Source organism: Thiomonas sp. TH-17 (genome assembly GCF_057473305.1).
This window is the reverse complement of record NZ_JBYCKI010000317.1, coordinates 1-11,223: the sequence shown is the minus strand read 5'-3', so window position 1 is coordinate 11,223 and position 11,223 is coordinate 1. Positions and strand designations below refer to the sequence as shown.

At 62.5% G+C, this 11,223-nt stretch carries 13 protein-coding genes and 2 pseudogenes; 10 read left to right on the top strand and 5 right to left on the bottom strand.

The window, feature by feature from the left end; translation table 11 throughout:
- From AC2VLV_RS17340 to AC2VLV_RS17305, 8 genes and pseudogenes are all read left to right on the top strand, one after another.
- A pseudogene (locus AC2VLV_RS17340) lies at positions 1–277 on the top strand (hypothetical protein); the annotation flags it as partial.
- Positions 274–501, top strand: coding sequence for a helix-turn-helix domain-containing protein (locus AC2VLV_RS17335; RefSeq protein ID WP_024958067.1), 228 nt, complete (start codon positions 274–276; stop codon positions 499–501). The pseudogene AC2VLV_RS17340 and the gene AC2VLV_RS17335, both read left to right, overlap by 4 nt.
- Entirely contained in the window at positions 494–2,785 is a 2,292-nt protein-coding gene (locus tag AC2VLV_RS17330; protein WP_482532836.1) for a phage/plasmid primase, P4 family, read from the top strand. Before AC2VLV_RS17335 ends, AC2VLV_RS17330 begins: the two co-directional genes overlap by 8 nt.
- A gap of 125 nt (positions 2,786–2,910) precedes the next feature.
- Complete coding sequence (locus tag AC2VLV_RS17325; protein ID WP_482532835.1) at positions 2,911–3,375, top strand: crossover junction endodeoxyribonuclease RuvC; 465 nt, start codon at positions 2,911–2,913, stop codon at positions 3,373–3,375.
- A gap of 1 nt (position 3,376) precedes the next feature.
- Positions 3,377–3,580: a hypothetical protein gene (locus tag AC2VLV_RS17320; protein ID WP_198848041.1), complete on the top strand. Its 204-nt coding sequence runs from the start codon at positions 3,377–3,379 to the stop codon at positions 3,578–3,580.
- Positions 3,573–3,959: a DUF6362 family protein gene (locus tag AC2VLV_RS17315; protein WP_024958063.1), complete on the top strand. Its 387-nt coding sequence runs from the start codon at positions 3,573–3,575 to the stop codon at positions 3,957–3,959. Before AC2VLV_RS17320 ends, AC2VLV_RS17315 begins: the two co-directional genes overlap by 8 nt.
- A 328-nt stretch (positions 3,960–4,287) precedes the next feature.
- Entirely contained in the window at positions 4,288–5,712 is a 1,425-nt protein-coding gene (locus tag AC2VLV_RS17310) for a site-specific DNA-methyltransferase (protein ID WP_482532834.1), read from the top strand.
- Positions 5,709–6,944, top strand: coding sequence for a site-specific DNA-methyltransferase (locus AC2VLV_RS17305; RefSeq protein ID WP_482532833.1), 1,236 nt, complete (start codon positions 5,709–5,711; stop codon positions 6,942–6,944). The genes AC2VLV_RS17310 and AC2VLV_RS17305 overlap by 4 nt, the downstream gene beginning before the upstream one ends.
- Here AC2VLV_RS17305 and AC2VLV_RS17300 read toward each other — a convergent pair.
- The 5 genes from AC2VLV_RS17300 to AC2VLV_RS17280 all read right to left on the bottom strand — a co-directional run bounded on the left by AC2VLV_RS17300 (position 6,889) and on the right by AC2VLV_RS17280 (position 8,935).
- A complete protein-coding gene (locus tag AC2VLV_RS17300) occupies positions 6,889–7,128 on the bottom strand; it encodes a hypothetical protein (RefSeq protein ID WP_482532832.1) in 240 nt (79 codons plus the stop codon). The two genes, AC2VLV_RS17305 and AC2VLV_RS17300, sit on opposite strands and share 56 nt — an antisense overlap.
- On the bottom strand, positions 7,128–7,490 hold the full coding sequence (locus AC2VLV_RS17295) for a hypothetical protein (protein ID WP_482532831.1): 363 nt from the start codon (positions 7,488–7,490) through the stop codon (positions 7,128–7,130). Before AC2VLV_RS17295 ends, AC2VLV_RS17300 begins: the two co-directional genes overlap by 1 nt.
- Positions 7,491–7,590: 100 nt before the next feature.
- Entirely contained in the window at positions 7,591–7,950 is a 360-nt protein-coding gene (locus AC2VLV_RS17290) for a hypothetical protein (protein WP_482532830.1), read from the bottom strand.
- Positions 7,951–8,079: 129 nt separating this feature from the next.
- Positions 8,080–8,643: a DUF3489 domain-containing protein gene (locus AC2VLV_RS17285; protein ID WP_482532829.1), complete on the bottom strand. Its 564-nt coding sequence runs from the start codon at positions 8,641–8,643 to the stop codon at positions 8,080–8,082.
- 94 nt (positions 8,644–8,737) lie between these two features.
- Positions 8,738–8,935 carry a DUF6900 domain-containing protein gene (locus tag AC2VLV_RS17280; protein WP_482532828.1) on the bottom strand — a complete coding sequence of 66 codons (198 nt, stop codon included), beginning with the start codon at positions 8,933–8,935 and terminating at the stop codon, positions 8,738–8,740.
- Positions 8,936–9,064: 129 nt separating this feature from the next.
- On the opposite strand from AC2VLV_RS17280, the gene AC2VLV_RS17275 reads away from it, so the two are divergent.
- Both AC2VLV_RS17275 and AC2VLV_RS17270 read left to right on the top strand, forming a co-directional pair.
- The gene (locus AC2VLV_RS17275; protein WP_012080614.1) at positions 9,065–9,601 is read left to right on the top strand and encodes a hypothetical protein; all 537 of its coding nucleotides are present in this window, start codon (positions 9,065–9,067) and stop codon (positions 9,599–9,601) included.
- Positions 9,601–11,073: pseudogene (locus AC2VLV_RS17270) on the top strand (phage terminase large subunit family protein); the annotation flags it as partial. The gene AC2VLV_RS17275 and the pseudogene AC2VLV_RS17270, both read left to right, overlap by 1 nt.
- Positions 11,074–11,223 lie beyond the last annotated feature (150 nt).

Below are 11,223 nucleotides of genomic sequence, written 5' to 3'. Positions count from 1 at the left end.
GCCGGTCTACGCCGCGCAAGTGGCGATCTACCAAGCCTATCTCGAATTGCACGAGCACCCGGCGATCTTCACGGCACTCAACGCCGACACGATGGAGATCTACACCGAGCTCGTGCCCTTTGACGCAGCACTGGCCCAACGCATGTCGGATCGGGCGGTCAAGGTCATCACGGCGACCGAGGCGGGAGAGCTCCTGCCACGTGCCTTCCATGACTCGACCTACTTTGAATGCCGGATGTGCGCGTGGCAAGACCGCTGCTGGAGGACACAAGCATGAATACCTCTAATTTGAATCACGTACTTGGCGAGCAGCTGATCGACGTGCGCCAGGCTGCACTGATGTTCAACCTGCCGTCATATTGGCTCTCACAAGCCAAGGAGCGACAGGAGCGTCGCATTCCGCATTACCGCGTCGGCAAACTGGTTCGCTTCAAACCCAACGAGCTGGAAGCCTGGATCGCTGCGCAGCAGACGTCACACGAGGGTGGTGCCGATGCTTGATTTCAATGACACATCACCACCGGGAGAAACGGGCCGGCGCAACGTCAATGACAGCGAGCGGGACGAGATTCGCACTGAACTGATCGCACGCATGGAATCAGTCCTGACCACGATGTTTCCGGCGGGAAAGAAGCGTCGGGGCAAGTTTTTGATCGGGGACATCCTGGGCAGCCCGGGCGACAGCCTCGAGGTGGTACTCGAAGGCGAGAAGGCTGGTCTCTGGACGGATCGTGCCACGGGTGATGGTGGTGACATCTTTGCCTTGATCGCCGCCTACCTCGGGGCCAACGTCCACACCGACTTTCCTCGGGTGCTCAACGAGGCCGCCGATCTACTCGGTCGTTCCCGATCTGTGCCGGTACGCCGCGCCAAGAAGGAAGCGCCGGTTGATGAACTCGGCCCTGCCACGGCCAAGTGGGACTACTTCGATGCCACCGGTAAACTGATTGCGGTCGTGTACCGCTACGACCCACCCGGGCGCAAGAAGGAGTTCCGGCCGTGGGATGCCAAGCGGCGGAAGATGACTCCGCCCGATCCGCGCCCGCTGTACAACCAGCCGGGGCTGGCTGCCGATGGTCACGTTGTGCTGGTCGAAGGCGAGAAATGTGCGCAGGCACTGATCGCCATCGGCGTTGTGGCAACCACGGCCATGCATGGCGCGAATGCTCCCGTCGACAAGACCGACTGGTCGCCGCTGGCGGGCAAATCCGTGCTGATCTGGCCTGACCGGGACGCGCCGGGCTGGGATTACGCCGACCGTGCATCGCAAGCAATTCTGAACGCGGGCGCGACCACGGTCGCCATCCTGGTGCCACCCGATGACAAACCGGATGGCTGGGATGCGGCCGACGCCATCCCGGAAGGCTTCGATGTGAGAGGCTTCCTTGCGGTCGGCGAGCGGATGCCGGTGATGCGCTCGGTCGAGGAGACGCCACCACCGGATCTGCTGACCGGCGTCGACTGGACTACGGAGGATGGCTTGTCCTCGGCTTTCACACGCCGCTATGGCGAGGACTGGCGCTACTGCGCGCTGTGGGGCAAGTGGCTGGTCTGGACTGGGGTGCGCTGGAATCCCGATCAGATCCTCTATGTATCTCACCTGGCGCGTGGCATCTGCCGGATGGCGTCGCTCAAGGCGGACACTCCTCGGCTCAAGGGCAAGCTGGCCAGCTCCGCCACGATCTCGTCCGTCGAGAAAATCGCACGTTCCGATCCCAAGCACGCGTCCACCGCCGAGGAGTGGGATGCGGACGTTTGGGCGCTCAACACACCAGGCGGCGTGGTTGATCTGCGCACGGGCCGGATGCGACCGCACCGGCGCGATGATCGGATGACCAAGGTGACCACGGCCACACCGCAGGGCGACAGTCCGACGTGGCGCGCATTCCTGGCCGACGTCACGGGCGGCGACGCTGAACTGATTGCCTACCTGCAATTGATGGTCGGCTACTGCCTGACGGGCGTAACCAGCGAGCACGCGCTGTTCTTCCTGTACGGGACGGGCGCGAACGGCAAGTCGGTGTTCGTCAACGTCCTGACCACCATCTTGGGCGACTACGCGGCCAACGCGCCGATGGACACGTTCATGGAGGCGCGCACCGACCGGCATCCGACCGATCTGGCAGGCCTGCGCGGCTCACGCTTTGTGTCATCCATCGAAACTGAACAGGGTCGGCGGTGGAACGAATCCAAGGTCAAGGCCATCACCGGTGGCGACAAAGTGTCCGCGCGATTCATGCGTCAGGACTTCTTCGAGTACGTGCCGCAGTTCAAGTTGGTGATCGCGGGCAACCACAAGCCATCAATCCGCAACGTGGATGAGGCGATGAAGCGGCGACTGCACCTGATCCCGTTCACGGTGACGATTCCGCCCGAACGGCGTGACGGCAGGCTGACCGAAAAGCTGCTCAAGGAGCGGGACGGCATTCTGGCGTGGGCAGTCGAGGGCTGCAGCCTTTGGCAACGCCAAGGACTGAAGCCGCCCGCCAGTGTGGTGTCGGCGACCGAGGAGTATTTCGAGGCCGAAGACGCGCTCGGGCAGTGGATCGAAGAGCGTTGCCTGCTGGCCAAGCCCCACCGCGAAGGCGTTTCCGAATTGTTCGCCGACTGGCGTGAATGGGCTGAGCGCGCGGGTGAGTACGTGGGCTCGGTCAAGCGCTTTTCCGAACTGATGGCGGCCCGCAAGTTCGAGAAGTGTCGGCTGACTGGGGGCGCGCGTGGCATCACGGGCATCGCCCTCAGACCCAAGCCGTACAGCCACGGCTACCCCTACCGAGATGACTGAGCAATCCGGGCGAGTGACGGATTTGACGGGTTTCCTGATTGACGCGCTACGCGTGCGCGCACGTAAGGAATGTTCTTCAAAGAACCCGTCGCATCCGTCACTCCCCCTTGAACTGGAGCACGACGATGAACACGACGATCTTGGCCCTTGATCTGGGCACAAACACTGGGTGGGCATTGCTGCACCTGGACGGCACGATCACCAGCGGCACGGAGCACTTCAAGCCGCAGCGATTTGAGGGAGGCGGCATGCGTTTCCTCCGTTTCAAGCGCTGGCTCAATGAACTGCTCTCGGCCAGCAACCACATCAACGCGGTTTTCTTCGAGGAAGTTCGACGGCACGCTGGCGTTGATGCTGCGCACGCTTACGGTGGCTTCATGGGACACCTGACTGCGTGGTGTGAGCATCACAACATCCCTTACCAGGGTGTTCCGGTCGGCACGATCAAGAAGCACGCGACCGGCAAGGGCAATGCGGGCAAGGACGACATGATCGCGTCCGTCCGCCTGCGTGGTCACACCCCTGTCGACGACAACGAAGCCGACGCCCTGGCCTTGCTGCACTGGGCTGTCGAGACACAGGAGGTGTGACATGAAGGTGCCGACACACCAATACCGCTGCCCCCTGGGTCGTCTGCAGCCCCAGGCCACGGATCTGGATGCAATCAAGGAACGTGGCTGGCGTGACCAACACATCCTGGTGGTCAACGCATCCGACGAACGTCTGGACTTCATCGAGCGCGAGATCGTGCGACGCATCGGTGACCGGCTCTACGGAGGGCGACGCAATGACTAAGTGGACTATCGAGGACGTTGCTGCTCGGTTTGAAGAGGCGGCAAGCACCAGTCGGCGGTTGCCTCCTGTTCGAGTGCAGGGCTACTTCAACTGCTGGCCTGCCATTGTCCGAAACGAGTGGGAGACCTTTGCTGCTGACGAGAGGGTTTATCGATCCTTTCCGCCGAGTCCAGACGCGATTGAACGAATGCTGGAAGTCATGCGCTGGGTGCAGTGGCTCACAGTTGAGCAACGTCATCTCGTATGGATGCGCGCGAAGCGCTATGGCTGGCGGGACATCACGATCCGCTTTGCCTGCGACCGCACAACGGCATGGCGGCATTGGCAGCGGGCATTGCAGACGGTCGCAGATCAACTCAATGGTGTGGTGGTCGCGTAGGGTTTTGGCGTGATTTGGCGCGTTTGGTCGGGGATGTGCGCAATCACGCGGCAATCAGCGGTTTTTACCCCTGCAACAAAACGACCTGATCTTGCGTAGTATTCATCTATCGTCTGGACAGAGGTGACGGCAGAGGAAGCAGCCCGGAAATCCACGGGTCCTTCCTGGCCAAAAACCAATGCGGGGGGCGCGAGCGCGGCGCTTTTTTAGCGTCAGGGTGCGAACCAAGGTTCGCACGGTTCGCAGTTCGCACCCGCCAGTTCGCACTAACCCCCAAGACCCGCCCACGGCTGTCGTCGGCGGGTTTTCTATTTTCAGGACATCATCTTTGAATACGCTCAACGTCGAGTACCGCAAGGTCGAGGCGCTGATTCCCTACGCCCGCAATCCGCGCACGCATTCCGAGGCGCAAGTCACCAAGATCGCCGCCAGCATCGTTGAATACGGCTGGACGAATCCGGTACTGGTTGATGGCGACAACGGCATCATCGCGGGCCATGGTCGTTTGGCTGCTGCACGCAAGCTGGGGCTGGATCAGGTGCCAGTGATTGAACTGGCCCACCTCAGCACCGCGCAGAAACGCGCGCTGGTCATCGCCGACAACCGGCTGGCGCTTGATGCGGGCTGGGACGAAGAGATGCTGGCGCTCGAACTTGCGGAGCTTTCCGAAGCAGGTTACGAGCTGGCGCTGACCGGCTTCGAAACCATCGAGATCGAGGCGCTGCTGGCTGATGCCACGTTCACTGAAGCGGAACCGGTGGCGCAGGAGGAAGCTGACGCTGACGAACCCGATGCAGCAGATGATGTGCCTGCTGCGCCAGTGGTCGCAGTTTCGCGCGAAGGCGATGTCTGGGCCATCGGTTCGCACCGATTGATCTGTGGCGACGCCACCGACCCTGCCGTGGTCGCCACGCTGATGCAGGGTGACACCGCGCAGTTTTGCTTCACTTCGCCGCCGTATGGCAACCAGCGCGACTACACCTCCGGCGGCATTGCCGATTGGGATGCCCTGATGCGCGGTGTGTTTGCGCATCTGCCGATGGCGGGCGACGGACAGGTGCTGGTCAATCTTGGGCTGATCCACCGCGACAACGAAGTCATCCCCTATTGGGACGGCTGGCTGTCCTGGATGCGTCAGCAAGGGTGGCGGCGCTTCGCCTGGTACGTCTGGGATCAGGGGCCAGGCATGCCCGGCGACTGGCAAGGCCGACTGGCTCCCAGCTTCGAGTTCGTTTTCCACTTCAATCGCAGCACGCGCAAACCCAACAAGATCGTGCCTTGCAAGCACGCAGGCCAGGAATCGCACCTGCGTGCCGATGGTTCGTCCACGGCGATGCGCGGTAAGGATGGAGAGGTCGGCGGCTGGACGCACAAGGGTCAGCCGACGCAGGAAACCCGAATTCCCGACTCGGTGATCCGTGTGATGCGCCACAAGGGCAAGATCGGGCAGGACATTGATCACCCGGCTGTGTTCCCGGTGGCGTTGCCGGAGTTTGCCATCGAGGCTTACACCGAAGCCGGAGACATTGTGTTCGAGCCCTTCGGTGGAAGCGGTACCACGATGCTGGCCGCGCAGCGCACTGGCCGCCTCTGCCGCAGCATGGAGATCGCGCCGGAGTACGTGGACGTGGCCATCAAGCGCTTTCAGCAGAACCACCCTGGCGTGCCGGTCACGCTGCTGACAACAGGTCAATCGTTCGAACAGGTTGCCGCCGAGCGCGCCACCACCGTTGATGATGAGGTGCTGGCATGAACTGGTTGGCAGACAAGATCGAGCAGTGGCCGACCGCCAAACTGCTGCCCTATGCCCGCAATGCGCGGACGCACTCGGATGATCAGGTGGCGCAGATCGCCGCATCGATTGCCGAGTTTGGCTTCACCAATCCGATCCTTGCAGGCAGTGACGGAATCATCGTCGCTGGGCATGGGCGCTTGGCCGCTGCGCAGAAACTGGGGCTTGAGATCGTGCCCGTGGTCGTCCTTGATCACCTGAGCCCGACCCAGCGCCGCGCCTTGGTCATCGCAGACAACCGCATCGCGGAGAACGCTGGCTGGGATGACGCAATGTTGCGGATCGAGCTGGAGGCATTGCAGCTGGAAGGGTTCGATCTGGACATCACCGGCTTCGACGCCGACGCGCTGGCCGAACTGATCGCGGGCGATGAGCCGGACAACGAAGGTCAGACCGACGAGGACGCGGTGCCCGAAGTTAGCGAGACACCCATCTCGCGCCCGGGCGATGTCTGGATCATGGGCCAGCACCGACTGCTATGCGGCGACTCGACTGTGGCTGGGAGCTATGCCCGACTGATGCAAGGTGATGTGGCGGACATGGTGTTCACCGACCCACCGTACAACGTGAACTACGCCAACAGCGCCAAGGACAAGATGCGGGGCAAGGATCGCGCGATCCTCAACGACAACTTGGGCGATGGTTTCTACGACTTCCTGCTGGCGGCGCTGACGCCTACCGTGGCCCATTGCCGGGGCGGGATCTACGTGGCGATGTCCTCCAGCGAACTGGATGTGCTGCAGGCCGCCTTCCGTGCCGCCGGGGGAAAGTGGTCGACGTTCATCATCTGGGCCAAGAACACCTTTACCCTGGGGCGCGCCGATTACCAGCGACAGTACGAGCCAATCCTGTACGGATGGCGGGAGGGGGCACAGCGCCACTGGTGCGGGGACCGCGATCAGGGCGATGTGTGGGCTATCAAGAAGCCGCAGAAGAACGATCTGCATCCGACGATGAAGCCGGTGGAGCTGGTCGAGCGAGCGATCCGCAATTCGAGCCGCCCGGGTAACGTAGTGCTCGATCCGTTCGGTGGTTCTGGCACAACGCTGATTGCGGCCGAAAAATCAGGTCGCGTCGCGCGACTGATCGAACTCGATCCGAAGTACGTGGATGTGATCGTGCGCCGGTGGGAGGACTTCACCGGCCAGACGGCCATCCGCGAGGCAGCAGACCAGGAAGTGTGCGCCAGTTGAATGGCTGGCCAGGCTGCTTGGCCTCTTCTTCCTCGGCGATGCGCCGCAGGATTCGCAGAGTGGTGAGATCGCGCGGCAGAGCCATGCACATGACGCGCACGGCCTGCTCGATGGAGACGTCTGGACGCCGGTTGGCAATCAGCCAACGCAGCGCCTGCTCGCGTTCGGTGGCGAGCGTTGTCATCAGGCAGCCATCTCTTCGCAGATTTCGCAGTGGATCACAAAGCCTGTCAGGTAAGGCAGGCCGCGCGGGATGCCGTACTGCTTGCTGGTCTGGCGGCCAATCGTCCAGCCCATCCAACGTTGGGTGGCGGCCTTGATCGCATCCTGCAAGGCTTGGCCTTGGTGCAAACCGTTCTGGACGTCGTCGGCAAAGTGGCGTCCGTGGCGGCTGTCGAGGAAGATTCGCACCGACTCGAGGGGCTGGTAGGTGGCATCCGAAATGGCGTTCATGGCCAGGGGCCATGCGGCGCTGGCGTGTTCGTTCATCGTGCCCCAAAAACCCCAGGCTTCGTTCTGGGTGGTGGGGATCTGGTTGTTGGTCATGGCGTTTTCTCCTTCGGTTTGATCGTTGCGACACCTGTAGTAACGCGCTGTTCGATTGAGAAGCCAAGCTGTTCCTGGCCTCTTTCTCGATCAATTTCGCTTACCCGAGACGGGCTACGTAGCGGGCGTAATCACCGCCCTCGGGATTGACGTAGAGGTAAGGGTGTCCGGGAGCCGTGACCTTGACGCAGAGGTAGCCGTCGCCAGTGCCGCCACCCTTGCCACGCAGCCAGTCGCGTGACACCAGCAGGCTGCGCCCAAAAGCGTCGAATTCGGCAGGGGTGAGCTCCTTGGTCTCGGTGATGTAGACCTTGTGCTGGTCGCTCCCGCCCAGTTCGCCGAGATCGGCAGGTTTGCGTGCAAACGGTAGGCGGATGCTCAACTCTTCGACCTGGAGGCTTTGGCCTGCGAACTGCAGAGCGCGTGGGGTGCGTTCGATGGTGATGGTCATGGTGCTCATGGCGATTTTCCTGGTATGGCGTCGTCAATCACGACATCTGTATGAACGCGCTAGTGGGGAGAGAAGCCAAGCTATTCATGGCTCCTTTCGCCATCTTTTTGGCTTCGCCGAAACTCGCTGTGCTCGTTCTCAGGCGATGCGGTAGATCCGCTCGCCACCCTGCGGCTTGTCCGAGACGATGTTCAGGCCGAGCTTTTTCTTGAAGGCTCCGGCGAAGGTGCCGCGCACCGTGTGCGCCTGCCAGCCGGTGGCGGTGCAGATCTGGCCGATGGTTGCGCCCTCGGGGCGTTGCAGCATCCGGATCACTTCGGCCTGCTTGCTGTTGTCGCGGGTGCGAGGCTTGACCCACGTTGCTTCGGTGGCGGTGACTGCGGCTTCCAGTTCGTGATCGCTCGTGTCGGCTGACGCGCCTTCAGCGTTGGCGATGATCTGATCGAGATGGGCTTCGAAGTGACCGACGTTCTTCTTTTTCAATCCGGGGCGCGGCATGCCCAGGACGTCGTAGCCCTCAGCCGCGACAAACCAGTCGGTGCCGTCGGTGGTGATCAGTGCGCGGTTAAACAAGCCGTCGAGCACTTTCTTGCGCGCGCCGCCTTTGATGTTGTCAGGGAACCAGTCGATTTTGCCGCTGGTGTGATCAACAGCGTGGGCCAGGATCGTGTGCTGTGCCGGGGTCAGTTGGGTGGTGGTCATGTCTTGCTCCTTCGATGTGGTGGACGGTGATGTGATGAACGCGCTGTTCGGCAGTGAAGCCAAGCGTTTTCTGCTTGGCTTTCGGGGTTCTCAATCAGGTGTTGGCCTTTTCCGACTTCGTGGCTTTGCGGCCCTGCTCGACACCCGCGTTGAAGGCTGCTTCGAGTGCATCGCGCAAGCACCAGACCGCCACGTCGTGGAAATCGAGGCTGTCCGAGCGGCGGGTCTCCAGGGTTTCGATGCCCAGCTTGTTTTGCGCGATCTGGGTCAGGAGTTGTTCGAGGTTGCTCATGTCCGTGCCCTTTCATGGTGTTGATGACGAACGTATGAACGCGCTGTTCCAGATGGAAGCCAAGCTCAATCCGCAGGCGAATTTGGCAAATGAGCGAACAAATGATTGAAGGTGCCCCGAAGGGGAAACATGGGTATTTCGATTCGTGCCTACGCACGCCACCGAGGGGTGTCCGATGCGGCGGTGCGCAAGGCCATCGCTGCGGGACGGATCACGCCGGAGGCAGACGGAACGATTGATGCCGAGCGCGTCGACCGGGAGTGGGCACGCAATTCCGATGCGCCGCGCAACGGCACGGCCACCCGCGCGGTCAAGGTCGCCGTACCGGAAGCCGGTGGCACCCCGGGTGATGGGCCAGCGGCATTGCCAGCAGGCGGCACGTCCCTGCTCCAAGCGCGCACGGTCAACGAAGTGGTTAAGGCGCAAACCAACAAGGTGCGCCTGGCCCGTCTCAAAGGCGAGCTGGTAGATCGGCCACAGGCCATCGCCCATGTTTTCAAGCTGGCGCGATCCGAACGCGATGCGTGGCTCAACTGGCCCGCGCGCATCTCAGCACAGATGGCAGCCAAGCTCGGCGTCGATCCTCACACGATGCACATCGCCCTGGAGGCAGCTGTGCGTGAGCACCTGCAGGAACTGGGCGAGATGCGCCCAAGGGTGGATTGATGGACATGGACTACGAAGGCGCTGCCGAGATCGAACGCGCATGGCGTGAAGGATTGACGCCCGACCCGCTGCTCACCGTGTCCGAATGGTCGGATCGCCACCGGATCCTCTCCAGCAAGGCGTCCGCCGAGCCCGGGCGCTGGCGTACCAGCCGCACGCCGTACCTGAAAGCAATCATGGATTGCCTGTCGCCGACCTCGCCGGTTGAGCGTGTGGTGTTCATGAAAGCGGCGCAGCTTGGCGCGACCGAGATGGGATCGAACTGGATCGGCTATGTGATCCATCACGCACCCGGGCCAATGATGGCGGTGTGGCCGACAGTGGAGATGGCCAAGCGCAACTCCAAGCAGCGGATCGATCCGCTGATCGAGGAGTCGTCCGCACTGGCTGAACTGATTGCACCGGCGCGTAGCCGGGATTCCGGCAACACCATCTTGGCCAAGGAGTTCCGGGGTGGCGTGCTGGTGATGACCGGCGCCAACAGCGCGGTCGGGCTGCGCTCGATGCCGGTGCGGTATCTTTTCCTCGACGAGGTGGACGGCTATCCCTTGGACGTCGAGGGTGAAGGCGATGCGATCTCGCTGGCCGAGGCGCGTACCCGCACCTTCGCGCGGCGCAAGATCTTCATCGTCTCGACGCCGACGATCTCAGGGGCGTCTGCTATCGAGCGCGAGTACGAGGCCAGTGACCAACGCCGCTACTTTGTGCCGTGTCCGCATTGCTCGCATCGGCAGTGGCTGCGTTTCGAGCAGCTGCGTTGGGACAAAGGGCAACCGGAGACCGCTGCCTACATCTGCGAGTCATGTGACACCGCGATTGCTGAGCACCACAAGACGTGGATGCTGGAGCACGGCGAGTGGCGCGCGATGATCACCGATGGCGCGGGTAAGACCGCAGGCTTCCACCTGTCGTCGCTGTACAGCCCGGTGGGTTGGCGGTCGTGGCGCGAGATCGCCGCTGCGTGGGAAGCCGCCGTCAGTAAAGAGTCGGGATCGGCCGCCGCCATCAAGACCTTCAAGAACACCGAGCTGGGCGAGACCTGGGTCGAGGAAGGCGAAGCGCCCGACTGGCAACGACTGGTCGAGCGCCGCGATGACTATCGGATGGGCACAGTGCCACTGGGCGGCCTGCTGCTGGTGGGTGCGGCCGACGTGCAGAAGGATCGCATCGAGGCCTCGGTCTGGGCCTTCGGGCGCGGCAAGGAATCGTGGCTGGTCGAGCATCGCGTGCTGATGGGCGACACCGCCCGCGACGCGGTGTGGAAAGCCCTGGCCGCGATGCTGGCCGAGCAGTGGACGCACGCCTCGGGCGCGGCGATGCCGCTGGCGCGCTTCGCGCTGGACACGGGCTTTGCCACGCAGGAGGCCTACGCCTTCGTGCGCGCCTGCCACGATCCGCGCGTGATGGCGGTCAAGGGTGTGCCGCGCGGCGCGGCCCTGATCGGCACGCCCACGGCCATCGATGTGTCGCAGGTGCGTATTCTGGCCCATCGTGGGCAGTCATTCTGAATGATCGTGGGCGGGGAGTTACGGACAAGTCCATTATTTATAGACAAACCGAAAACTCAGCACAAGCAAAGAAACCAGCATTTTCAGCGTGTCCATTGACCCAGGCGCTTTTAT